General features: G+C 67.5%; 19 protein-coding genes. 17 read left to right on the top strand and 2 right to left on the bottom strand.

Annotated elements, in window-relative coordinates:
* Positions 1-49 precede the first annotated feature (49 nt).
* Both ACWPN7_RS18880 and ACWPN7_RS18885 read right to left on the bottom strand, forming a co-directional pair.
* Positions 50-1,258: a class I SAM-dependent rRNA methyltransferase gene (locus tag ACWPN7_RS18880; RefSeq protein WP_038525551.1), complete on the bottom strand. Its 1,209-nt coding sequence runs from the start codon at positions 1,256-1,258 to the stop codon at positions 50-52.
* Between the two features lie 116 nt (positions 1,259-1,374).
* Positions 1,375-1,905: a hypothetical protein gene (locus ACWPN7_RS18885; RefSeq protein ID WP_014238796.1), complete on the bottom strand. Its 531-nt coding sequence runs from the start codon at positions 1,903-1,905 to the stop codon at positions 1,375-1,377.
* Positions 1,906-2,151: 246 nt separating this feature from the next.
* Here ACWPN7_RS18885 and ccoN point away from each other — a divergent pair, with 246 nt between their 5' ends.
* From ccoN to phoU, 17 genes are all read left to right on the top strand, one after another.
* Complete coding sequence (gene ccoN, locus ACWPN7_RS18890) at positions 2,152-3,648, top strand: cytochrome-c oxidase, cbb3-type subunit I (protein WP_492273411.1); 1,497 nt, start codon at positions 2,152-2,154, stop codon at positions 3,646-3,648.
* Between the two features lie 19 nt (positions 3,649-3,667).
* Complete coding sequence (gene ccoO, locus ACWPN7_RS18895) at positions 3,668-4,408, top strand: cytochrome-c oxidase, cbb3-type subunit II (protein WP_014238793.1); 741 nt, start codon at positions 3,668-3,670, stop codon at positions 4,406-4,408.
* Between the two features lie 13 nt (positions 4,409-4,421).
* Positions 4,422-4,583, top strand: coding sequence for a cbb3-type cytochrome c oxidase subunit 3 (locus tag ACWPN7_RS18900; protein ID WP_014238792.1), 162 nt, complete (start codon positions 4,422-4,424; stop codon positions 4,581-4,583).
* A gap of 3 nt (positions 4,584-4,586) precedes the next feature.
* Positions 4,587-5,474 (top strand): cytochrome-c oxidase, cbb3-type subunit III, encoded by an 888-nt coding sequence (gene ccoP / locus ACWPN7_RS18905; RefSeq protein WP_014238791.1) that lies wholly within the window; start codon positions 4,587-4,589, stop codon positions 5,472-5,474.
* A 306-nt stretch (positions 5,475-5,780) separates the two neighbouring features.
* Positions 5,781-7,343: a cytochrome c oxidase accessory protein CcoG gene (gene ccoG / locus ACWPN7_RS18910; protein ID WP_459196105.1), complete on the top strand. Its 1,563-nt coding sequence runs from the start codon at positions 5,781-5,783 to the stop codon at positions 7,341-7,343.
* A 46-nt stretch (positions 7,344-7,389) separates the two neighbouring features.
* Positions 7,390-7,914 carry a FixH family protein gene (locus ACWPN7_RS18915; RefSeq protein ID WP_038525559.1) on the top strand — a complete coding sequence of 175 codons (525 nt, stop codon included), beginning with the start codon at positions 7,390-7,392 and terminating at the stop codon, positions 7,912-7,914.
* 48 nt (positions 7,915-7,962) lie between these two features.
* On the top strand, positions 7,963-10,431 hold the full coding sequence (locus tag ACWPN7_RS18920; RefSeq protein WP_459196104.1) for a heavy metal translocating P-type ATPase: 2,469 nt from the start codon (positions 7,963-7,965) through the stop codon (positions 10,429-10,431).
* On the top strand, positions 10,385-10,522 hold the full coding sequence (gene ccoS / locus ACWPN7_RS18925; RefSeq protein ID WP_247873944.1) for a cbb3-type cytochrome oxidase assembly protein CcoS: 138 nt from the start codon (positions 10,385-10,387) through the stop codon (positions 10,520-10,522). Before ACWPN7_RS18920 ends, ccoS begins: the two co-directional genes overlap by 47 nt.
* Positions 10,523-10,716: 194 nt before the next feature.
* Positions 10,717-11,379, top strand: a complete 663-nt coding sequence (locus ACWPN7_RS18930) for a Crp/Fnr family transcriptional regulator (RefSeq protein WP_247873943.1) — start codon at positions 10,717-10,719, stop codon at positions 11,377-11,379.
* A gap of 569 nt (positions 11,380-11,948) precedes the next feature.
* Positions 11,949-13,589 carry a hypothetical protein gene (locus tag ACWPN7_RS18935; protein ID WP_456521764.1) on the top strand — a complete coding sequence of 547 codons (1,641 nt, stop codon included), beginning with the start codon at positions 11,949-11,951 and terminating at the stop codon, positions 13,587-13,589.
* 211 nt (positions 13,590-13,800) lie between these two features.
* A complete protein-coding gene (locus tag ACWPN7_RS18940; RefSeq protein ID WP_149650055.1) occupies positions 13,801-16,071 on the top strand; it encodes an NADP-dependent malic enzyme in 2,271 nt (756 codons plus the stop codon).
* A 156-nt stretch (positions 16,072-16,227) separates the two neighbouring features.
* On the top strand, positions 16,228-17,733 hold the full coding sequence (locus tag ACWPN7_RS18945; RefSeq protein ID WP_451990713.1) for an ATP-binding protein: 1,506 nt from the start codon (positions 16,228-16,230) through the stop codon (positions 17,731-17,733).
* Positions 17,734-17,924: 191 nt separating this feature from the next.
* On the top strand, positions 17,925-18,968 hold the full coding sequence (locus tag ACWPN7_RS18950) for a PstS family phosphate ABC transporter substrate-binding protein (RefSeq protein WP_114861506.1): 1,044 nt from the start codon (positions 17,925-17,927) through the stop codon (positions 18,966-18,968).
* 269 nt (positions 18,969-19,237) lie between these two features.
* Positions 19,238-20,620 carry a phosphate ABC transporter permease subunit PstC gene (pstC, locus tag ACWPN7_RS18955; protein ID WP_014238780.1) on the top strand — a complete coding sequence of 461 codons (1,383 nt, stop codon included), beginning with the start codon at positions 19,238-19,240 and terminating at the stop codon, positions 20,618-20,620.
* Complete coding sequence (gene pstA, locus ACWPN7_RS18960) at positions 20,613-21,911, top strand: phosphate ABC transporter permease PstA (protein ID WP_081862837.1); 1,299 nt, start codon at positions 20,613-20,615, stop codon at positions 21,909-21,911. Before pstC ends, pstA begins: the two co-directional genes overlap by 8 nt.
* Before the next feature lie 37 nt (positions 21,912-21,948).
* Entirely contained in the window at positions 21,949-22,734 is a 786-nt protein-coding gene (pstB, locus tag ACWPN7_RS18965) for a phosphate ABC transporter ATP-binding protein PstB (protein WP_451992867.1), read from the top strand.
* Between the two features lie 45 nt (positions 22,735-22,779).
* Positions 22,780-23,595 carry a phosphate signaling complex protein PhoU gene (gene phoU, locus ACWPN7_RS18970; RefSeq protein ID WP_137103702.1) on the top strand — a complete coding sequence of 272 codons (816 nt, stop codon included), beginning with the start codon at positions 22,780-22,782 and terminating at the stop codon, positions 23,593-23,595.
* Positions 23,596-23,604 lie beyond the last annotated feature (9 nt).

Consider the following 23,604-nt stretch of genomic DNA (forward strand, 5'->3'; position numbering starts at 1 on the left):
GAAGGCACGACGATCATCCACGTCCTCGTGCCTTCGTGCCGGGTTCTTCTCAGTCCAGCTGCATCACGATGGCCTTCAGATAGGCCGACTCCGGCAGATGCGGGTGCACCGGATGGTCCGGCCCGGCCCCGGCGCTGCGCAGGATGCGCCCGGTCCGCCCGGCATCGTGCAGGCCGCGGGCGACCTGCTCGGCGAAGGTCGGCGGGTCGACGTTGTGGCTGCACGACGCGCAGAGCAGGAAGCCGCCCGGCGCCGTGATCTTCGCCGCCAGACGGGTCATCTTGCGGTAGGCGCGGCAGCCGACGGCGAGGTCCTTCTTGGACTTCACGAAGGCCGGCGGGTCGGCGATGACGACCTCGAACGTCTCACCCTCGGCGTTCAGCCGCTCCAGTTCGTTGAAGGCGTCGGCGCGGCGCGCCTCGAAGCGGTCGGCCACGCCGTTGGCCTCCGCGGCGCGGGTGGCGTTGTCCAGCGCCCCTTGCGAGCGGTCGACCGACACCACCGACGACGCGCCCTCGACGGCGCAGAGCACGCCGAAGCCGCCGTTGTAGCTGAAGAAGTCGATGGCCCGCTTGCCCTTCGCAAGCTTGGCGATGAAGGCGCGGTTGTCGCGCTGGTCGTAGAACCAGCCGGTCTTCTGCCCGCCCAGCGGGTCGGCGAAGAAGGTGGCGCCGTTCTCCTCCAGCCGGATCGGGCCGTCGATCTCACCCTTCACCAGCCGGCTTTCCTCGGGCAGCCCTTCCAGCGCGCGCTGGGTGCTGTCGTTGCGCAGGATGACCGCGCGCGGAGCCAGCACCTCGTCGATGGCGGCGAGGATGGCGTCGATCCGCTGGTCCATGAAGACGCTGTTGGCCTGCACCGTCACCACGTCGCCATAGCGGTCCACGATCAGCCCCGGCAGCCCGTCGGCCTCCGCGTGCACGACGCGGTAGTAGGGCCGCTCGAACAGCGCATCGCGCATCGCCACCGCGCTCCTCAGCCGTCCGGCGAGGAAGGCGTGGTCGACCACCGTCGCCGGGTCGCCGGAGAGCATCCGCGCGGCGATCAGGGTGTGCGGGTTGAAGGTGGCGATGCCCAGCGGTTTCCCACCGGGGTCCAGCAGGCGCACCGGGCTGCCCGGCGGGATGGCCTTGGCCGCCGTGTCCATCTGGACTTCGTTGGAGTAGACCCAGGGGTGGCCGTGCAGGACGCGCCGCTGGCGGCCGGCCTGCAGATGGATCGCCCGGTACTTGACGGGGGTGGTGGGGGTGTCGGTCATGATGGCGCATCCTAGCCGCTCGCGCCCGCCGAGCAAACGGTCACATCGCCGGAGTCGTGGGAAACGGAGGGTGGAGTCGCGGGATGGGGCAGGGCGCCGGCCCGTTCCGGCGGGACTTACGGGATGCCGAGCGGGCTTTCCGCCTGCGACCGATGCGCGCGGTTGTCGTTGGCGCCGTCCATCGCCTTGCACAGCCGCAAGGTTTCCGTGCGGTGCCCGTCCTGGTGAAAGCAGGTCAGCAGGGACCCGCGCGACCCGGTCTCCCCGGCCAGCAATTCCGGCAGGGAGGTGTGGATCGCCGTGCATCCGTGGCTGCGCGCCAGACGATCCATGGAGTGCAGCAAAGTCTCCGCCGGACCCGTCATGTCGAACAGGTCGAGCACGACGAAATTCTCCACGGCCAGAATTCGGCCATGGCGAAGATGCTCCGCAATAGCGTATGAGAAAAGTCCATGGAGGTACCCCCGTGCATTCTGCACGGTCATGATGCCCGTCGGCGTCGCGGGGGTATCAACCGGCCCGATAAGTGCTGCGGCAAATGCGCGCCATTGCTCCACCGGCAAGTCCGGGAAGATGGCCCGCACCAGCGGATAGGCCTGGTCGATCTGACGCTGACCGAGAGGTTTCGCGATGAAGCTTTCGTCCATGCCCGTCCGACCGCGTGAAGGACGGTGAACGATGGCAGGCACCGGTAAGACCGGTCGTTGACGTAGATCAATGTTGCAAGGTCCACCCCTACACATATTGGGATTATTGGAGGCAGGCGCAACCGGCGTCCGCATAAGAAGTGCATCGTATGTGAACCTGCCCCCCTCCTTAACAGTACGTACCCAGCGGTGGTGCAACCTCAGGGGAAGCGGCCCGAGCCGCCCGGGGCAAACGGGAGAGATTGAATGACATCAGCGACTCTGACGCCAGGGGCCGCCCTGGGCAGCCAGCGGGTGTCGGAAAATGTGCGTTACTACGAAGACGCCGTCCAACTCTTCGTCATCGCTGCAGTGTTCTGGGGCGTCGTCGGCTTCCTGGCCGGCGTCTTCATCGCGCTGCAGCTCGCTTTTCCGGCGCTGAATCTCGGCCTTGAGTGGACGAGCTTCGGGCGCCTGCGGCCGGTCCACACGTCGGCCGTGATCTTCGCGTTCGGCGGCAACGTCCTGTTCGCCACCTCGCTCTACTCCGTGCAGCGCACCAGCCGCCAGTTCCTGTTCGGCGGCGAGGGCCTCACGAAGTTCGTCTTCTGGAACTACAACATCTTCATCGTCCTGGCGGCGCTCAGCTACGTGCTCGGCTACACCCAGGGCAAGGAGTATGCGGAGCCGGAGTGGATCCTCGACCTCTACCTGACGGTCATCTGGGTCCTCTACGCCATCCAGTTCGTCGGCACGGTGATGACCCGCAAGGAGTCGCACATCTACGTCGCCAACTGGTTCTTCATGGCGTTCATCCTGACCGTCGCGATCCTCCACATCGGCAACAACGTCAACGTCCCGGTGTCGCTGACCGGGATGAAGTCCTACCCGTTCGTCTCGGGCGTGCAGAGCGCCATGGTGCAGTGGTGGTACGGCCACAACGCGGTCGGCTTCTTCCTGACCGCCGGCTTCCTCGGCATCATGTACTACTTCGTTCCGAAGCGCGCGGAGCGGCCGGTCTATTCATACCGCCTGTCGATCGTGCACTTCTGGACGCTGATCTTCCTCTACATCTGGGCCGGCCCGCACCACCTGCACTACACGGCCCTGCCGGACTGGGCGCAGACGCTGGGCATGACCTTCTCGGTCATGCTGTGGATGCCGTCCTGGGGCGGCATGATCAACGGCATCATGACCCTGTCGGGTGCCTGGGACAAGCTGCGCACCGACCCGGTCCTGCGCTTCCTCGTGACGTCGGTGGCCTTCTACGGCATGTCGACCTTCGAGGGCCCGCTGATGTCGGTGAAGCCGGTCAACGCCCTGTCGCACTACACCGACTGGACGATCGGCCACGTGCACTCCGGTGCGCTCGGCTGGGTGGCCTTCATCTCCTTCGGCGCGATCTACTATCTGGTCCCGGTCCTGTGGAAGCGCTCGCAGCTCTACAGCCTGCGTCTGGTCAGCTACCACTTCTGGACCGCCACCATCGGCATCGTGCTCTACATCACCGCCATGTGGGTGTCGGGCATCATGCAGGGCCTGATGTGGCGCGCCTACGACAACCTCGGCTTCCTCCAGTACTCGTTCGTCGAGACGGTCGCGGCCATGCATCCCTTCTACGTGATCCGTGCTCTGGGCGGCGTCCTGTTCCTGGCTGGTGCCCTGATCATGGTCTACAACCTGTGGCGCACGGCCAAGGGTGACGTCCGCATCGAGAAGCCCTATGCCTCCGCCCCGCACAAGGCGGCGGTCGGTGCGGCCTGACGCCGGAGGAACTGAGAAAATGGCTGAGCAAAAAAAGGGCTTTAGTCACGACACGATCGAGCGGAACACGCTTCTGCTCATCGTTCTGATCCTGATCACCGTGTCGATCGGCGGCCTCGTCCAGATCGTCCCGCTGTTCACGATCGAGTCGACGATCGAGAAGGTGGATGGGGTCCGTCCCTACTCGCCGCTCGAACTGGCTGGCCAGAACATCTACTTCCGCGAAGGCTGCTACAACTGCCACAGCCAGCAGATCCGTCCGTTCCGCGATGAGGTGGAGCGTTACGGTCACTACTCGCTGGCCGCGGAAAGCATGTACGACCATCCCTTCCAGTGGGGCTCCAAGCGCACCGGTCCGGACCTGGCCCGCGTGGGTGGCAAGTACTCCAACGACTGGCAGGTGGCCCATCTGGTCGATCCGCGCGCCGTGGTGCCGGAGTCGATCATGCCGGGCTACGCCTGGATGAAGGACCGTCCGCTGAAGTACACCGACATCCAGGATCACATGAAGACCCTGCGCATCGTCGGCGTCCCCTACTCGGACGAGCAGATCGCCAGCGCCAAGGCCGACCTCGAAGCGCAGAAGAACCCGGACGCCGACACGGCCGGTCTGATGAAGCGCTACCCGAAGGCCGTCGTGGCCAACTTCACGGGCAACAAGGGCGTCACCGAAATGGACGCGCTGGTGGCCTACCTGCAGGTCCTGGGCACCATGGTGGACTTCACCAAGTACCAGTCGCCCAAGCAGCTCCAGCAGTAACCGGGAGGGATCCATGGACTTGGATTCGATCACTGTCGCCCTGCGGTCCTTCTGGACCGTCTGGCTGGCCCTGCTCTTCACCGGCATCGTGGTCTACGCCATGTGGCCAGGCAACCGGGGCAAGTTCGAAGACGCCTCCCGGATCCCGCTCAAGGAAGATGGTCAGGAGTTTTAGGCCATGGCACAGAAAGAAAAGGACGCCCTTTCCGGCGTCGAGACCACCGGCCACGAGTGGGACGGCCTGCGGGAGCTGAACAACCCCCTGCCCAAATGGTGGCTGTACATCTTCTACGTCTGCATCGCGTGGTCCCTCGTCTACTACGTGCTCTACCCGGCCTGGCCGCTGGGCAAGAGCTACACGAAGGGCCTGCTCGGCTACTCGCAGCGCGAGGAGCTGGTGCAGAAGGTCGCCGACGGCAAGAAGGCTCAGGAAAAGTACCTGACGGCCATCGCGGCGACCTCGGTCGAGGACATCCAGAAGAACAAGGACCTCCTTGCCTTCGCGATGGCCGGCGGCCGCTCCTACTTCAACGAGAACTGCGCGGCCTGCCACGGCGCCGGCGGTCAGGGCGCCAAGGGCTTCCCGACGCTCGCCGACGACGTGTGGCTGTGGGGCGGCACTTCCGCCGACATCTACAAGACCATCCAGCACGGCATCCGTGCGGATGACGGCGACACCCGCGGGACGGTCGGCATCGGCATGACCGCCTTCGGCCGGGACGGCATCCTGAACCGCGAGCAGATCGGTCAGGTCGCCGAGTACGTCCTGTCGCTGAACAAGCGGTCGACCGACGCCGCCGCCGCGGAAAAGGGCAAGACCGTCTATGAAGAGAACTGCGCCGCCTGCCACGGCGACAGCGCGCAGGGCTCGGTCGCGGTCGGCATGGACGTCGGCGCTCCGCCGCTCGTCACGGCCAACTGGCTCTATGGCGGCGACAAGGCCACGCTGGTGGAGACCATCACGAACGGCCGCGCCGGCGTGATGCCCGCCTGGTCGAAGCGTCTGGACGACGCGACGATCAAGTCGCTGGCCGTCTACGTCCACAACCTGGGCGGCGGCAAGTAAGCCGTCCAGCCAGGAGGAACCGGCCGGGGAGGGGGACGCCCCCCTGGCGGGTCCGCCGGACTTCGGTGCCGGGGAGGCGACTCCCCGGCATTTTCTTTTTCCGGGCGGCTTGTTGTCCGGCCCGCGATGGCTGCGTCGAGGCGGGTGATGATGCTCCGATCCGCCCCCGAATCCACCCCCGAATCCTTTGATCCAGCGCAATGCCCCTGTGACGTTCTGCCGCCATAGTCCCCTCGCCACGGCCGAACCATGTCGGCATGGCCAAGCCGCCCGCGCGGCGGTCGCCAGACGAAAAAGGGCGAGGTCATGAGCACGACCACCGAACAGCAACCGCCCCAAAGCGATCGATTGGGAAGCGACCGATTGGATGGCGACCGGTTGGAACGCCCGACCGCCGGGGACGCGCCCGCCGCTGCCCCGCCGAAGGCGCAGCGTCGCGCGTCGCGCTCGATGTACCAGAAGCATGCCAAGGTCTATCCCAAGGCGGTGCACGGCACCTTCCGCCGCATCAAATGGGCGGCGCTGTCGGTTCTCCTGGCGATCTACTACGTGCTGCCCTGGGTCCGCTGGGACCGCGGGCCGAACGCCCCCGACCAAGCGGTGCTGCTCGACCTCGCCAACCGCCGCTTCTACCTGTTCTTCGTGGAGCTGTGGCCGCAGCAGATCTATTACCTGACCGGCGCGCTGATCCTGGCGGCGCTGGGCCTCTTCCTGGCGACCTCGCTGGCCGGCCGCGTCTGGTGCGGCTACGCCTGCCCGCAGACGGTGTGGACCGACCTCTATGTCTGGGTCGAACGGCTGGTCGAAGGCGACCGCGGCGAGCGCATCCGCCTCGACCAGGGTCCCTGGACCGCCCGGAAGGCCGGGCGCAAGGTTCTGAAGAACCTGATCTGGCTGCTGATCGCCGTAGCGACCGGCGGCGCCTGGATCTTTTACTTCACCGACGCGCCGACTCTGCTGGGGGAGATGCTGCGGTTCGAGGTGTCCTCGACCGCCCTCGGCTTCATCGGGCTCTTCACCGCCACCACCTATCTGCTGGCCGGTTTCGCGCGGGAGCAGGTCTGCACCTACATGTGCCCGTGGCCGCGCTTTCAATCGGCGATGATCGACGAGGACAGCCTGATCGTCACCTACCAGGACTGGCGCGGCGAAGGCCGCAGCCTGATGCGCAAGTCGCAGAGCTGGGAGGAGCGCAGGGCCGAAGGTCTCGGCGACTGCATCGACTGCTTCAACTGCGTCCAGGTCTGCCCCGCCGGCATCGACATCCGCGACGGTCTGCAGATGCAGTGCATCGGCTGCGGCCTGTGCATCGACGCCTGCGACGAGATCATGACCAAGGTCGGGCGGCCGACCGGCCTCATCACATTCGACACCCAGACCAATCAGGTGGCCATCACCACCGGCGGGCAGCCGGTGCCCTTCCGCCTGCTGCGCCCGCGCACGATCCTCTACACGCTGATGATGCTGGTCATCGCCGGCGGCATCGGGGTCGGGCTGCTGCTGAAGCCGGGGCTGGACATCAGCGTCCTGCGCGACCGCGCCCCGCTGTTCGTGGCGCTGTCGGACGGGTCGGTGCGCAACGCCTACACCTTCAAGATCTCCAACATGACCCGCGACCCGCGCGCCTACACGCTGGCGGTCTCCGGGGTGACGGGGGCCAGCCTGTCGGTGGCCGGCGACGGCCAGGACGAGCAGGCCGGCACCCGGCAACTGACCGCCGATCCGGACATGGTGGCGACCTACAGAATTTTCGTGACCGCGCCGCGCACCGGTTTGCAAGGCGCCTCCCAGCCCCTTACCTTCAGGCTTACCTCGGCCGATGGTGAGGTGGCGACCTATGACTCCGTCTTCATGGGGCCGGCCAACTGATCCCGACCGGCTCTTCGCGCTGCATTCACCAAAGGTCAAGACGACGATGACGCTGTCCACCGACGCCGGAACCCGCCGCACCCCGCCCCGCCGGACCGGCCGCCAGCCCGGCTGGTACATCCCCTGGATCTTCGTGGCCGGTTTCGCCGTCGTGATCGCGGTCAACGGCGTGATGCTGCACTTCGCCCTGTCGAGCTGGACCGGCGTCCAGACCGAGCAGCATTTCATGAAGGGCCTGAAATACAACGAGGATCTGGCCGGCGCCCGCGCCCAGGCCGAGCGCGGCTGGAAGGTCGCCACCGAATTCACCAGCACCGAGGCGCAGAAGGGCATCCTGGCGCTGACTCTGCACGACAAGCACGGCAACCTGCTGAAGGACGCCGAGGTGAAGGTCGCCTTCATCCGTCCGACCAGCGAGGGCCACGACGTGCGCCTCGACCTTCCCTATCTGGGCGAGGGCCGCTTCGCCGCTCCGGTGGCGCTGCCGCTGCCCGGCCAGTGGGACCTGCGCGTGGAGATCCACCATTCCACGGGCGACTATCAGGACGAACAGCGCCTCTTCGTCAAGTAGGCGCCCCGTCCTCAAGATTACGGCACACCAGCACACGGGTTTCGTGACATGACCGTCTGCCTCCACTGCGGGCAGGAGCATCCCGAGGGCACCGGCACCACCGCCTCCGACGGCGCCGGCCCCTTCTGCTGCACCGGCTGCGCGGCGGCCTACGACCTCGTCCGCGGGCTCGGGCTGGAACGCTATTACGAGCGGCGCTGCGTCGATCCCGCCGCCCGGCCGCTGCGCCCGGACGGCGAGGCGCCGCCGCTCGACTACGCCCCCCACGCCAAGCACGCCGAGGATGGTACCGCCTCCCTGCACCTGATGATCGACGGGCTGCAATGCGCGGCCTGCGTCTGGCTGATCGAAACGGCGCTGGCCCGCCAGCCGGGGGTGACCCACGCGCGGCTGAACATGACGACGCGCCGTCTCTCGGTGACGTGGCGTGCGGCCGAGACCGACGCCAACACGGTCGTCGACACCGTCGCCCGCATCGGCTACCGCGCCGTGCCCTTCGACCCGGAGCGGCTGGGCGATGCGCAGCTGAAGACGGAGAAGGAGCTTCTGCGCGCGCTGGCCGTCGCCGGCTTCGGCGCCAGCAACGTGATGCTGCTGTCGGTGTCGGTCTGGGCCGGGCACGCGACGGGCATGGGCTCCGCCACGCGCGACCTGATGCACTGGCTGTCGGCGCTGGTCTGCATGCCGGCCATCGCCTACGCCGTGCGGCCCTTCGCGCGTTCAGCCTTTCAGGCGCTGCGGCGCGGGCGGACGAACATGGACGTGCCGATCACCATCGGCGTCCTGCTCGCCACCAGCATGAGCCTGTTCGAGACGATCAACAGCGGCCAGCACGCTTATTTCGACGGTGCGATGATGCTGCTGTTCTTCCTGCTGATCGGGCGCTATCTCGACCAGCGGGCGCGCGGCCGGGCCCGCTCGGCGGCGGAGCAGCTTCTCGGCCTGCACGCCACCTCGGTGACCGTGCTGAGCGAGGACGGGCGCAGCGCCATCGTCCCGCCCGATCAGGTCAGCCCCGGTTCCACCATTCTGGTGGCGGTGGGCGAGCGGGTCGCGGTGGACGGCACGGTGGCTGACGGCGTGTCCGATCTCGACACCGCCCTGATCACCGGCGAGACGGTGCCGGGCAGCGTGCGCCCCGGCGACCGCGTGTTCGCCGGCATGCTCAACCTCACCGCCCCGCTGCGCGTGACCGTGACGGCGGTGGGCGAGGGTACGCTGCTGGCCGAGATCGTCCGGCTGATGGAGGTGGCGGAGCAGGGCCGCGCCAAATACGTCGCCATCGCCGACCGCGTGTCGCGCCATTACGCCCCAGTCGTCCATGTGGCGGCGCTGGGCACCTTCCTGGGCTGGCTGCTGCTCGGCGGGCTGCCCTGGCAGGATTCGCTGATGAACGCGGTCGCCGTTCTGATCATCACCTGCCCCTGCGCGCTGGCGCTGGCCGTGCCGGTGGTGCAGGTGATCGCCAGCGGGCGGCTGATGCGGCAGGGCATCCTGCTGAAGACCGCCACGGCGCTGGAGCGGCTGGCCGTCATCGACACGGTGGTCTTCGACAAGACCGGCACGCTGACCGAGGGGCGGCCCGTCCCGCAACTCGACGGCGTGGCCGAGGACGACCTGCGCCTTGCCGCGGCGCTCGCCGGGGCCAGCCGCCACCCGCTGGCCCGCGCCCTGACCCGCGCGCTGCCCAACGTCCCCGTCGCCGTCGGCGTGCGCGAGATTCCCGGCGCCGGCCTCGCCCTGGATGACTCTGGTGGGGAGATCCGGCTGGGCAGCCGCGCCTTCACCGGCGCGCCGGACACGGCGGAGGACGCCGCCGGGCCGGAGCTGTGGCTGGCCCGCCCCGGCGCCGCCCCGGTGCGCATCACCTTCCTCGACGCGCCGCGCGCCGACGCCGCGGCGGTGGTGCGCGGGCTGAAGGCGCGGGGCCTCGACGTCCGGCTGCTGTCCGGCGACCGCCGCGGCGCCGTGGCCGCGGTGGCCGCGCAGCTGGGCATCGAGGACTGGCGGGCCGGCCAGACGCCCGCCGACAAGACCGCCGTTCTGGACGCGCTCGCCGCCGAGGGCCGCAAGGTGCTGATGGTCGGCGACGGGCTGAACGACGCCCCGGCGCTGGCCGCGGCCAGCGTGTCGATGTCGCCGTCCACCGCGGTGGACGTCAGCCAGACCGCCGCCGACGTGGTGTTCCAGGGCCGCCGCCTGCGCCCCATCCTGGAGGCGTTCGAGGTGTCCCGCCGCTCCGGACGGCTGGTGCGCCAGAATTTCGGCATCGCGCTGGTCTACAACCTGTTCGCGGTGCCCATCGCCATGGCGGGCATGCTGACGCCGCTGCTGGCGGCGCTGGCCATGTCCTCCTCCTCCCTGATCGTTATCGCCAACGCCCTGCGGCTCAGCCGCGGCGCGGTGACCAAGGACCTGACCGATGACCGAGCTTCTCTATCTGATCGCGATCGCGCTGAGCCTGGGGCTGATGGGCCTGGGGGCGTTCCTGTGGGCTCTCAAGTCCGGGCAGTTTGACGATCTCGACGGGGCGGCCCACCGCATCCTGTTCGACGACGAGCCGCCGCGCCCGAACGCCGAGCCGTCGAGCCCCCCGAAAGGGCGCTGATGGGCCGCTCATAAGGCATTCGTATGGCAATTCGGCCACGGTCCCTGTGAGCACCGTTGCGAAACAGACCGAATATGACGATTATGGGGGCGTTGTACGGCTAAGGGCTGGGTCATGCCATGCCACCCTTTGACATGGGACGCGCCCGCGAAAAGGGCGCGGCGAGTGAGATGAATCCCTGTGGGGCCTGTCCCGTGCGCAGTCTGACCGTCTGCGCCGCTCTGGACCCCGAGGAACTGCGCCGTCTCGCCGACATTCTCCAGACGTCCCGCGTCGAAGCCGGACAGACCCTGTTCAGCGAAGGCGACGCGGCCGACGCGCTCTACAACGTCACCGCCGGCACCGTGAAGCTCTACAAGCTGTTGCCGGACGGGCGTCGCCAGATCACCGGCTTTCTCGTCACCGGCGACTTCCTGGGGCTGGCCGTCAACGACAGCTACGCCTACACCGCGGAAACGGTCACGGCGGCGACGCTCTGCCGCTTCCCGCGCAAGAAGATCGACGCGCTGATGGACGAGTTTCCGAAGATGCAGCGCCGTCTCTTCTCCATGGCCTCGAACGAGCTGGCGGCGGCGCAGGACCAGATGCTCCTGCTCGGCCGCAAGACGGCGAAGGAGAAGATCTGCTCCTTCCTGCTGATGCTGTCCCAGCGCGCCGCCCGGCGCGGGCACAAGGAAAACCCCGTCTACGTGCCGATGAGCCGGGCCGATATCGCCGATTACCTGGGCCTGACCACCGAGACGGTGAGCCGCACCTTCACCCAGCTGAAGACCGCCGGCGTGATCTCGCTGCAGGAAGGCAACAAGGTCCTGATCAGCGACATGGACGCCATCTACGACATGGCCGAGGGCTGCTGAAGGTCGTTGTTCGTAGGCAATGGGAAAGGGTGTCAGAGCTTCTGAGCTTCCGGCGACTCGGAGCGGTGTTGGTCATGCATTCGTCCCGGTGGAACCGATGGAACGGCGTCCGCGGCGGGGTGCCGCTTTGAACAACGTGTCCGGTGCCCCGGAAAGTCTTTGTATGTTCTTTTCAAATCAATGCATTATCGCGTGACGCGAAAGTCTTCTGAGAAGTAATAATATTTTTGTTGACGCTGGGCTGGTGTGTGGCATTGATGTTCGACGCGGAAACCAACGGAAAAGATCAGGTTGGAAAACGCCGAGTCGCTCCCGCCGATGATGGCGCCGCGATCCGGGATCCGATCCAGCCACCGAACGACCATGAATGACCCGACCATAACTCCCCTGGATTTGGAACGCATCGAAGCACTTGCTATGGAATGGGCCAGCACGCAAGGGGCTAGCATCGATCGGGCGCTGGAGCGTTCGCAAACCTCCTGCGACGCTTTCTTTGAAGGCACACGGATCGATAGCCGTTCTCTTGATCAACCCGTATCCTTCTGAACTTTCCGGCCAGGGCGGGTGCCGTGCCTTACAGCGTCATTGCGTATTCGCCGGATGCGCTGCTCGGCGCGCTCGCTGATGGCTCATATCAGGGGGACGGATCGCCAGGGGCCGTGGCGGATACGCGAAAGCGGGTGGAGTCTAAACAGCACTATCGGTTTCTGACCAAATACTTCATGGCGCTGGAGAGTCGGGCGCCGCGAACGATTGTGATCGAAAAGCAATATGTCGATCATGATTTTCTAGAAGACTATGCGGCCTATTATTCCCGCTGTTTTCAGAGCTTTGAGCGGTTTTGCCGCCGTATACATTTCTTTTCTGCTGATTTTTGTCAGGATGATCTGCGCGGGGCGTTGGAAAACGGCGCATCTCCATTATTCGACGCCCTGAAGCGGAGCTATCTGGGATTCATCGTGGTGCGGCCTCTGCCGAACCGGATCATTGGGCGCACCTGTCTGTCGACCTACCCGGACACGGACTCCGCAACCCGCGAATTTCCGGCATTGCGCTCCTATGAGGTGAGTCTGTTCGGCATTGCCTTGAAAGTCCGGTCCGTTGCATTTCAGGAGCAGGACCGCGAGGTTGCAGCATGTGCGACCAGTGCCCTCTGGTCGATGTTCCAGAAAACCGGGGTGCTGTTTCATCACGGCATTCCGTCTCCGGTCGAAATCACCCGCGCAGCCACGGCGTCGGACGAGGACGGCTCGCGATCGCTGCCGAACGATGGGCTCACCCCACGCCAACAAGCCAACGCGATCCGCAGCATTGGCCTGGAACCGTTCCTGATCGGCATGCCGGAGTCCGGGATCGCCCGGAAGTGGGACTATCTGCGGGCGGTCACCCACGCCTACAGCGGCCTGGGGCTGCCGATCCTGATCTCGCTCGAATTGCAGGCTGTCGAGAACCCGGCCGCGGCACCGGGGGAGGGTCATGCGCCCAGGACGCCCCGGTCGCTGGGGTTTCACGCCGTCACCGCCGTCGGTCACCGCCTGGAGGCTGTCGAGGCGGGGGCCGTCAAGGACGACGGTCCGCGTCTGACCGCCACGCGCCTGAGCCGGATTTTCGTGCACGACGATCAGGCCGGCCCCTTCGCGCGGCTGTGGTTTCACAACAACCACATCCAGACCGCCCTGCCGCCCCGTGACAACGGCGACGTCGTGGTGGCCGAACCGCGCCATGTGATTGTTCCGCTTTACCACAAAATCCGCATTCCCTTCGACAACGTGTACCGTGCCGTGTCGGACTTCGATTCGGCCTACAATTCGTTCGTCCTTTTCCTGCAAAGCCGGGACGTCCGCTGCGCCGGCACGCCACTCGAATGGACCATCCGACTGGAAAGCGTGCAGGGGTTGAAGGAACGCTTCCTTGCGGAAATGCCCGATGCGGTGTCCTCCGTACGGGCGGCCATGTCACGTCTGCTGACCCGGAACATGCCCAAATACCTGTGGTGCTGCCGCGCGTCAAACGGCGGCCTTCCCATGGCCGAGTTGTTGTATGACGCCACAGGGCTTGTGCAAGGAAGCTTCTTCTACGATGCCTTTGCCCGCCACAAGCTGATGGAAGGTTTTTCCGCCGCTGCCGAGAGCCCCCAGGCGCCCGAAAACATCCGCCGGTCACCGGATTGTCTGGCCGTGCTGAGAGCCATTCGCCAGCACAAAGTTTGATCCGGCATAAAGTGGCGGCTGGTCCTTTCTCCGAATGTCGCTTGAGTGCGTCATTTCGAAACAAACATGCGAAACACCCGTCGCTCGGGCTAGCTCTGCGTGTCCAGGCAGGCTAACATCCGCCGCCCGACCGGCCGGAACCGAAAACAACAACGCCGGCCGGCCCAAAGAAGAACGGCTGCAACAGCCTACGCTCAGGAACCGAACCCCGATGACCGAACCCGATACAAAGCGCGTCACCGACGAAGAAGCCCTTCTGCTGCACTCCTCCGGGCGTCCGGGCAAGCTGGAGATCGCGCCCACCAAGCCGCTGACGACCCAGCGCGACCTGTCGCTGGCCTATTCGCCGGGCGTGGCCGTTCCCTGCCTGCGCATCGCCGAGGACCCCAGCACGGCCTATGACTACACGGCCAAGGGCAACATCGTCGCCGTCATCTCCAACGGCACGGCGGTGCTGGGCCTGGGCGACCTCGGCGCGCTCGCCTCCAAGCCGGTGATGGAAGGCAAGGCGGTCCTCTTCAAGCGCTTCGCCGACGTGGACGGCATCGACCTGGAAGTCGATACGAAGAACGTCGACGAGTTCGTCAACTGCGTCCGCTTCCTCGGGCCGAGCTTCGGCGGCATCAACCTGGAGGACATCAAGGCGCCGGACTGCTTCATCATCGAGGAGCGCCTGCGCGAGCTGCTGGATATCCCCGTCTTCCACGACGACCAGCACGGCACCGCCATCATCGCCGCCGCCGGCCTGATCAACGCCTGCGACATCACCGGGCGGAACCTCAAGGACGTGACGATGGTGGTCAACGGCGCCGGGGCGGCGGGCATCGCCTGCGCCGAGCTGTTCACGACCATGGGTGTGCCGCGCGAGAACATCATCCTGTGCGACACCAAGGGCGTCGTCTACCGCGGCCGCACCGACGGCATGAATCAGTGGAAGTCGTCCTTCGCTGTGGAGACGGACAAGCGCACGCTCCAGGAGGCGGTCGCCGGCTCCGACGTCTTCGTCGGCCTGTCGGCCAAGGGCGCGATGACGCCGGAGATGGTCAAGTCGATGGCGGCCAAGCCGATCATCTTCGCGCTGGCCAACCCCGACCCGGAGATCACCCCGGAGGAGGTGAAGGCCGTCCGCTCCGACGCCATCGTGGCGACCGGCCGCTCCGACTACCCGAACCAGGTCAACAACGTCCTGGGCTTCCCCTACCTGTTCCGCGGCGCGCTCGACGTGCGGGCGACCACCATCAACGAGGCGATGAAGGTCGCCGCTGCCAAGGCGCTGGCCGCCCTGGCCCGCGAGGACGTGCCGGACGAGGTGGACGCCGCCTATGCGGGCCGCCGCCTGCGCTACGGGCCGGAATACATCATCCCGGTGCCCTTCGACCCGCGGCTGATCGTGACGGTGCCCGCCGCGGTGGCCCAGGCGGCCATGGAGACCGGCGTGGCGCGCAAGCCCATCGTCGATCTGGCGGGCTACCGGAACGCGCTGCGCACCCGGCTCAACCCCACGGCGGACAGCCTCCAGCTCATCCTGGAGAAGGTGAAGGCCAACCCGCGCCGCGTCGTCTTCGCCGAGGGCGAGGAGGAGCGGACGATCCGCGCCGCGCTCGCCTACCGCGCCGCTGGCTTCGGCACGCCGGTGCTGATCGGGCGCGAGGAGGTCATCAAGGAGCAGCTGGCGGCGATGGGCCAATCGGGCGTCTCGCTGGAGATCCACAACGCCCGCGTCTCCGACGCCAACCGCCGCTACAGCGACTATCTGTACCGCCGGATGCAGCGCCGGGGGGCCCTGCTGCGCGACTGCCAGCGCATGGTGAACCAGGACCGCAACGTCTTCGCCGCGCTGATGGTGGCGCAGGGCGACGCCCACGCCATGGTCACCGGCCTGACCCGCACCTTCGGCGTGGCCTTCGAGGAGATCCGCCGGGTCATCGACGCCAAGGCGAACGAGCCGGTCTTCGGCCTGCACGTCTTCCTGACGCGCAACCGGACGGTGCTGATCGCCGACACCACGGTGCATGTCCGCCCGGACGGCCGGACGCTGGCCGACATCGCCATCGGCGCCGCGGCCAAGGCGCGCCAGATGGGGCACGAGCCGCGGGTGGCGCTGCTGTCCTTCTCAGACTTCGGCCAGCATCCCCACCCGAACACCGACCCGCTGCGCGAGGCCATCGCCATCCTCGACAGCCGCCGCGTCGATTTCGAGTATGACGGGGAGATGTCGGCGGACGTGGCATTGGACTATCAGCTGATGAAGCGGGTCTACCCCTTCTGCCGGCTGTCCGGCCCGGCCAATGTGCTGATCATGCCCGGCCTGCATTCGGCCAACATCACGGCAAAGATGCTGCACAAGATGGCCGGCGGCCAGATGATCGGCCCGCTGCTGATCGGCTTGGACAAGCCGGCGCAGATCGTCACCATGGGCGCCTCGGTCAACGATCTGGTCACCGCGGCGGCGCTGGCGGCCCACGACTCGCTGCCCTGGTAAGCAGCGAAGCGGCGCTTTTCGGACGGCGCGCGGGCCGGGTGTTTCCCCGGCCCGCGCGTTAATCTTTTGTGACGCCCGCTCACCGGCTTGCGGGATGGTGTAAAAGCGGAGTTCCGTCTCCAAGACCGTCCGCATGACGCACGAGAAGCGCCGTCCATGACTCCCAAGCCGATGCCGCCCCTCCGGTTGATCGTCGCCGCCGCGCTGGTGCTGGTGCCGCTGCTGCCGGCCCTTTGGGGGCTGTGGCGGCAGGGAGCGATCGGGCCGCTGGTGGCGATTCTGGGCGGGCTGGCCGGGGTCGGCGGGGTGGCGCTGATGATCCAGCTGTATTTCCGCGACCTGCGAACGGTGGCCGCCCACGCCGCACAGCTCGCCGCCGGCCCGACGGAGGTGGTCCCGCCCTTGCCCGTCACCGCCTCCCGCCCGGTGCGGGCGGCGGCGGCGGCGGCGGTGCGGCTGCACCGGGTGATGAACGCCCGCACCGAACTGGCGCTGGCCCAGCTCGAAGCCAACGAGTCCATCATCGAGGCGCTGCACGACCCTCTGGTGCTGGTCGGGGCGGAGCGGCAGGTGGCGCGGGCCAACCAGGCGGCGCGCGCCCTGTTCGGCGACCGCATCCTCGACCGCGACCTCGCCGCCTCGCTGCGCAACCCGGCGGTCTTGGAGGCGGTGGACGCCGTGCTGAAGGGCGGCGCCTCGCGCATCCTGGAATTCAGCCTGCCGGTGCCGGTGGAGCGCATGTTCGAGGTGCGGGTCAAGCCCTTCCAGCGGCGCGTCCCCCGCCCGGCCCTTGGTGAGGACGAGGTGCCCGCCGGAACCGTGCCGGGGCGAATGGTCATCCTGACGCTGCACGACATCACCGCGCTGCGCCGGTCGGAGCAGATGCGCGCCGACTTCATCGCCAACGCCAGCCACGAGTTGCGCACGCCGCTGTCCTCCCTGCTCGGCTTCATCGAGACGCTGCGCGGCCCCGCCCGCGAGGATCTGGAGGCGCACGAGCGCTTCCTGTCGATCATGCAGGACCAGGCCAGCCGCATGGCCCGCCTCGTCAACGACCTGCTGTCGCTGTCGCGGATCGAGCTGGACGAGCACATGCCGCCCGCCGGCAAGGTCGATGTGCTGGACCGGCTGGACGGGGTGATGGCGGCGCTGGAGCTGAAGGCGGCCAGCCGCCGCATCCGCCTGACGCTGGAGGCGCCGGACGGCCTGCCCGCGGTGGTCGGCGACGAGGACCAGCTCACCCAGGTCTTCCAGAACCTCGTCAGCAACGCGATCAAATACACGCGCGAGAACACCGACGTGACGGTCGCGGTGTCGCTCGCCGACGGCGTGGCGGTCGGGGTGTCCGGCCCGGCGGGCCGCGGCGGGCGGGGGATGCCGATGGTCGCCGTCGCCGTGCGCGACCAGGGGGAGGGCATCGCCCGCACCCACCTGCCGCGCCTGACCGAACGTTTCTACCGCGTCGACGCCGCGCGCTCGCGCGCCATGGGCGGCACCGGGCTGGGGCTGGCCATCGTGAAGCACATCGTGAACCGCCACCGCGGTCGCCTGACCATCGAAAGCGCGGTGGGGGTGGGCAGCACCTTCACGGTCTATCTCCCCGCCGCGTCGGAGGAGTCGGGAGAGGGCCGCGCCGCGGAGCCCGCGCGGCGCCAAGCCTAGAGGTTGCGTCTACCCCGTCCGGCGTGACCGAAAGTGGGCGTCGTCATGAAACTGTCATAAAACCGTAATCAGCGCGTCGCGGACCCCGACTAGTGTCCGCCCCGCAAGCCGCCCGCCCCTGGGGGAAGCGGCACGGGGTTGAACCATCGCGTTCCCCGGCAAAGGGGCAACCGGACCATCGGAGGGATACCGTGAATTCCAAGAAGCTCGCCGTCACCGCCGCCGCGGTCGTCGCCATGACCGCCGCCTTCGCGGGTGCTGCGAACGCCCAGTCGCGCGACCAGATCCGCGCCGTCGGCTCCTCGACTGTGTTCCCGTTCACCACGGCGGTTGCTGAGGCCTTCGGCAAGGGCGGCAAGTTCAAGACCCCGGTCGTCGAATCGACCGGCACCGGCGGCGGCCTGAAGCTGTTCTGCGCGGGCGTCGGCCCGCAGCACCCGGACGTCGCCAACGCCTCGCGCCGCATCAAGAAGTCCGAGGTCGAGCAGTGCGCCGCCAACGGCGTCGCCCAGATCACCGAACTGAAGGTCGGCTTCGACGGGATCGCGCTCGCCTACTCCAAGCAGGCCCCGCACACCGACCTGACCACCCAGATCCTGTGGAAGGCGCTGGCCAAGGACGTGCCGGTCGACGGCAAGATGGTCGCCAACCCCTACAAGAAGTGGTCGGACATCGACCCGAAGCTCCCGAACAAGGAGATCGAGGTCCTCGGCCCGCCCCCGACGTCCGGCACCCGTGACACCTTCAACGAGCTGGTGATGCTCGAAGGCTGCAAGAAGGTCGCCGAGGTGAAGGCCGCGGTCGCCGATGAGAAGGCCCGCGAAAAGGCCTGCATGACCATCCGCGAGGACGGCGGCTACGTCGAGGCCGGCGAGAACGACAACCTGATCGTCCAGAAGCTGACCGCCAACCCGGACGCCTTCGGCGTGTTCGGCTACAGCTTCTACGACCAGAACCGCGACAAGCTGCAGACCGCCAAGATGGACGGCGTCGAGTTGTCGCCGGAAGCGGTCCAGGCTGGCAAGTACGAGCTGTCGCGCCCGCTGTTCATCTACATCAAGAACGCCCACGCCGGCGTCATCCCGGGCATCCGCGAGTTCATCGCCGAGTACACCTCGGAGCGCGCGATGGGCGAGGATGGCTATCTGGGCGACAAGGGCCTGATCTCCATGCCGAAGGCGGAGCGCGACGCCGCCCGCACCTCGGCGACCAACCTGACCCCGCTCCAGCTCTGACCGGCTGACGGCACCGGCGGCTCTCCTCGGAGGGCGCGGCGATAGCGTATGGTCACCTAGCCCTCTCCCCTCTGGGGAGAGGGTGGCCCGGAGGGCCGGTGAGGGGGTTGCGCAAGGCGGTTCGTCCGGCACAAGCGCAACCCCCTCACCCTAACCCTCTCCCCAGAGGGGAGAGGGGACTTTGGATGCTATCGCCTGTTTCTTGACGAGGCCGCCGGTTTCCCGTTTGTGCCAGGAGCCCGTTTTCAGCCCATTTCCGGCGGTTTCGCATGCAGCTCACGGTACTGCTCATCATTCTGGCCCTGCTCACAGTGATCGGTTACCAGATGGGCCGGTCGCGTGCCGTCGCCTCCGTCGGCGGCCGCATCGTCGAGCTTCATTCGGTGCCGTCCTACCACGGCTTCTACGTCGCCCTCTGGGCGGGGCTTCCGGCCCTGCTGCTCTTCGCCTTCTGGGGGGCGTCGGAAGGCTGGCTGGTCATGCAGATGGTCCTGTCCGGCCTGCCGGACCGGCTGGTCAACGGCGACGCCCAGTCGCTCGGCCTGCTGCGCGCCGACATCCTGAACCTCGCCCACGGCGTCACCACCGGCCGCGAGCCCGATCCGGAGGTGGTCGCCGCGGCGGAGCGCTATCTGCGGCTGCACGCGCTCGGCGACTGGAGCCTGCTGGTCATCGGCTGCTGCATCGCCATCGGCGGCCTGCTCTACGCCCGCGGCCGGATCGACCCCGACCTGCGCGCCCGCAACCGGGTGGAACGCACGGTCAACATCGCGCTGGTCATCTGCTCGCTGGTCGCCATCCTGACCACCATCGGCATCGTGCTGTCGCTTCTGTTCGAGGCGATCCGCTTCTTCGCGGTGGTCAACCCGCTGGACTTCCTGTTCGGGACGCACTGGAGCCCGCAGATGGCCATGCGCGCCGATCAGGTGGGCTCCAGCGGCTCCTTCGGCGCGATCCCGCTGTTCGCCGGCACGCTGCTGATCACCGGCATCGCCATGGCGGTGGCGGTTCCGGTCGGGCTGATGGCGGCCATCTTCATGTCGGAATACGCCAGCCCGGGCTTGCGCACCTGGCTGAAGCCGATTCTGGAGGTGCTGGCCGGCATCCCGACCGTGGTCTACGGCTTCTTCGCCGCCCTGACCATGGCGCCCTTCGTCCGCGACGTGGGCAACAGCCTGGGGCTGAGCGTCAGCTCGGAATCGGCGCTGGCCGCCGGCTTCGTGATGGGCGTGATGATCATCCCCTTCGTCAGCTCGCTGTCGGACGACGTCATCAACGCGGTGCCGCAATCCTTGCGCGACGGCTCCTACGGGCTGGGCGCCACCAAGTCGGAGACGATCCGGCTGGTCGTGCTGCCCGCCGCCCTGCCGGGCATCGTCGCCGCCGTCATGCTGGCGGTCAGCCGCGCCATCGGCGAGACGATGATCGTCACCATGGCCGCCGGCCTCACCGCCAACCTGACCGCCAACCCGCTGGACGCCGTGACCACGGTGACGACGCAGATCGCCACGCTGCTGGTCGGCGACCAGGAGTTCGACAGCCCCAAGACGCTGTCGGCCTTCGGGCTGGGCCTCGTCCTGTTCGTCGTGACGCTCACCCTCAACATGGTCGCCCTCCGGGTGGTCCAGAAGTATCGAGAGAAATATGACTGACCTCGTGGAACAGGATACGCGGGCCATGTCGGTCGCCGTCACCAAGTCGCGCTACCAGAGCGAGGAATTCTCCGCCCGGCTGCGCCGCCGTTACGCCGCGGAGCGCCGGTTCCGGATCGCCGGGATGCTCGCCGTCGGGGTCGCGTCCCTGATGCTGGTGATCCTGCTCGGCTCCATCGTCAGCAAGGGCTACACCGCCTTCTGGCAGGCGCAGATCCGGCTTGAGGTGACCCTGGACAAGCAGCAGGTCGAGGAGCGGAACTACACCGCCCTCGTCCGGCAGGCGCTCTACGCCCAGGTCCCCGCGGCCACCGACCGCGCCACCCGCCGCTCGCTGAACGACCTGCTGTCTTCCGGCGCGCCGTACGAGCTGGAGGCGATGGTCAACGCCAACCCCTCCCTCGTCGGCACCACGCAGACGGTCTGGGTCCGCGCCGACGACGAGATCGACCAGTTCATGAAGGGCTTCATCCGGCGCGACGTGCCGGAGAGCGAGCGCCGGCTGAACGACGTCAAGATCGCCGCCATCGACGCGCTGGTCGCCAACGGCTCCATCCGCAGCACCTTCAACACCACCCTGTTCACCGCCGGCGACAGCCGCGAGCCGGAACAGGCGGGCATCCTGGGGGCCGTCGTCGGCTCCGCCCTGACGCTGGTGGTGACCATGCTGCTGTCGGTGCCCATCGGCATCGCCGCCGCGGTCTATCTGGAGGAGTTCGCGCCGAAGAACCGCTGGACCGACCTGATCGAGGTGAACATCAACAACCTCGCCGCGGTGCCGTCGATCATCTTCGGCCTGCTGGGTCTGGCGGTGTTCCTCGGCTTCTTCGGGCTGCCGCGCTCCGCCCCGCTGGTCGGCGGTCTGGTGATGGCGCTGATGACCCTGCCGGTCATCATCATCGCCTCGCGCGTCGCGCTGAAGGCGGTGCCGCCGTCGATCCGCGAGGCGGCGCTGGGCGTCGGCGCCTCGCCGCTGCAGACGGTGACGCACCATGTCCTGCCGCTGGCCCTGCCGGGCATCCTGACCGGCACCATCATCGGTATGGCCCGCGCGTTGGGCGAGACGGCGCCGCTGCTGATGATCGGCATGGTCGCCTTCATCGTGGACATCCCGGGCGGCCTGACCGACAGCGCCACGGCCATCCCGGTGCAGATCTACATGTGGGCGGACAGCCCCGAGCGGGCCTTCACGGAGCGCACCTCCGCGGCGATCCTGATCCTGCTCGCCTTCCTCATCCTGATGAACGGCCTGGCCGTCTTCCTGCGCAAGAAATTCGAGAGGCGTTGGTAACCCCATGAGCGTCCAGACCCACATCCCGGCCACGGCCATGGCTTCGCGTCCCGCCGCCGGCATCCACGGCACCAAGATGGTCGCCCGCGACGTCAAGGTGTTCTACGGGGCCAAACAGGCGCTCAAGGGCATCAACCTGGAGATCCAGGAAAACCGCGTGATGGCGCTGATCGGCCCGTCCGGCTGCGGCAAGTCGACGTTCCTGCGCTGCCTGAACCGCATGAACGACACCATCGAGAACTGCCGCGTCGAGGGGCTGATCGCGCTCGACGGCGAGGATGTCTACGGCAAGTCCATCGACGCCGTGCAGCTCCGCGCCCGCGTCGGCATGGTCTTCCAGAAGCCGAACCCCTTCCCGAAGTCGATCTACGACAACATCGCCTACGGTCCGCGCATCCACGGCATCGCCAGCCACCGCGACGAGATGGACGAAATCGTCCAGACCTCGCTGCAGCGCGCCGGCCTGTGGAACGAGGTGAAGGACCGCCTGCGCGAGCCGGGCACCGGCCTGTCCGGCGGCCAGCAGCAGCGCCTGTGCATCGCCCGCGCCATCGCCGTCAGCCCCGAGGTGATCCTGATGGACGAGCCCTGCTCGGCGCTCGACCCCATCGCGACCGCCCACATCGAGGAGCTGATCGACGAGTTGCGCGAGAACTACACGATCGTCATCGTCACCCACAACATGCAGCAGGCGGCCCGCGTCTCCCAGAAGACCGCCTTCTTCCATCTGGGCGACATGGTGGAGTGCGACGACACCGAGGAAATCTTCACCAACCCGCGGGACGAGCGCACCCAGGGCTACATCACCGGCCGCTACGGCTGATCCCCGGCATCGCCGCATCCTTTCCATCAGCGAAGGACGTGAAGCATGAGCAACGAACACATCGTGCGTTCCTTCGCGCACGAACTTGAGCGCCTGTCCAATCTGATCACCCAGATGGGCGGCGTCGCCGAAGCGCAGGTGGACGCCGCCGTGAAGGCGGTGGCCCGCCGCGACGTCGCGCTGGCCGCCCAGGTCATGCAGGCCGACCGGCGCATCGACGCCTACGAGCGCGACATCGACGCCGAGGCCGTGCGCCTGCTCGCCCTGCGCCAGCCGCTGGCCCAGGACCTGCGCGAGATCGTGTCGGCGCTGAAGATCGCGTCGGACCTGGAGCGGATCGGCGACTACGCCTCCAACATCGCCAAGCGCTCGCTGGCGCTGGCCCAGGTGCCGGTGGTGCGCCCGGCGGTGGCCATCCCGCGCATGGGGCGGCTGGTCGAGTCGATCATGAAGGACGTGCTGGACGCCTACATCGAGCGCGACGTCCAGCGCGCCATCGCCGCCTGGGAGCGCGACGAGGAGCTGGACGACCTCTACACCAGCCTGTTCCGCGAAGTCCTCACCTACATGATGGAGGACCCGCGCAACATCACGCCCTGCACGCACCTGCTGTTCATGGCGAAGAACCTGGAGCGGATCGGCGACCACGCCACCAACATCGCCGAGACCATCCATTATCTGGTGGTCGGGACGACACTGCGCGCCGCGCGTCCGAAGAACGACGGCAGCAGCTTCGCCGTGGTCGAGCCGGGCGGTTCGGTCATGGATGCGGCTACGGAGTCGGTGGAACGGGGGCCAGTGGAACGGGGATTGCCGCGGGACGGCGGCCCGGATAACGATGGAGCGGGACATGCCGCGTGACGGAGAGAC

The sequence above is a fragment of the Azospirillum sp. UENF 312511 genome (assembly GCF_058780635.1).

Excerpts from the sequence above, each read along its gene's own strand:
- ACWPN7_RS18880 (WP_038525551.1), bottom strand. The coding sequence starts at position 1,258 with ATGACCGACACCCCCACCACCCCCGTCAAGTACCGGGCGATCCATCTG.
- ACWPN7_RS18885 (WP_014238796.1), bottom strand. The coding sequence starts at position 1,905 with ATGGACGAAAGCTTCATCGCGAAACCTCTCGGTCAGCGTCAGATCGAC.
- ccoN (WP_492273411.1), top strand. The coding sequence starts at position 2,152 with ATGACATCAGCGACTCTGACGCCAGGGGCCGCCCTGGGCAGCCAGCGG.
- ccoO (WP_014238793.1), top strand. The coding sequence starts at position 3,668 with ATGGCTGAGCAAAAAAAGGGCTTTAGTCACGACACGATCGAGCGGAAC.
- ACWPN7_RS18900 (WP_014238792.1), top strand. The coding sequence starts at position 4,422 with ATGGACTTGGATTCGATCACTGTCGCCCTGCGGTCCTTCTGGACCGTC.
- ccoP (WP_014238791.1), top strand. The coding sequence starts at position 4,587 with ATGGCACAGAAAGAAAAGGACGCCCTTTCCGGCGTCGAGACCACCGGC.
- ccoG (WP_459196105.1), top strand. The coding sequence starts at position 5,781 with ATGAGCACGACCACCGAACAGCAACCGCCCCAAAGCGATCGATTGGGA.
- ACWPN7_RS18915 (WP_038525559.1), top strand. The coding sequence starts at position 7,390 with ATGACGCTGTCCACCGACGCCGGAACCCGCCGCACCCCGCCCCGCCGG.
- ACWPN7_RS18920 (WP_459196104.1), top strand. The coding sequence starts at position 7,963 with ATGACCGTCTGCCTCCACTGCGGGCAGGAGCATCCCGAGGGCACCGGC.
- ccoS (WP_247873944.1), top strand. The coding sequence starts at position 10,385 with ATGGGCCTGGGGGCGTTCCTGTGGGCTCTCAAGTCCGGGCAGTTTGAC.
- ACWPN7_RS18940 (WP_149650055.1), top strand. The coding sequence starts at position 13,801 with ATGACCGAACCCGATACAAAGCGCGTCACCGACGAAGAAGCCCTTCTG.
- ACWPN7_RS18945 (WP_451990713.1), top strand. The coding sequence starts at position 16,228 with ATGACTCCCAAGCCGATGCCGCCCCTCCGGTTGATCGTCGCCGCCGCG.
- pstC (WP_014238780.1), top strand. The coding sequence starts at position 19,238 with ATGCAGCTCACGGTACTGCTCATCATTCTGGCCCTGCTCACAGTGATC.
- pstA (WP_081862837.1), top strand. The coding sequence starts at position 20,613 with ATGACTGACCTCGTGGAACAGGATACGCGGGCCATGTCGGTCGCCGTC.
- pstB (WP_451992867.1), top strand. The coding sequence starts at position 21,949 with ATGGCTTCGCGTCCCGCCGCCGGCATCCACGGCACCAAGATGGTCGCC.
- phoU (WP_137103702.1), top strand. The coding sequence starts at position 22,780 with ATGAGCAACGAACACATCGTGCGTTCCTTCGCGCACGAACTTGAGCGC.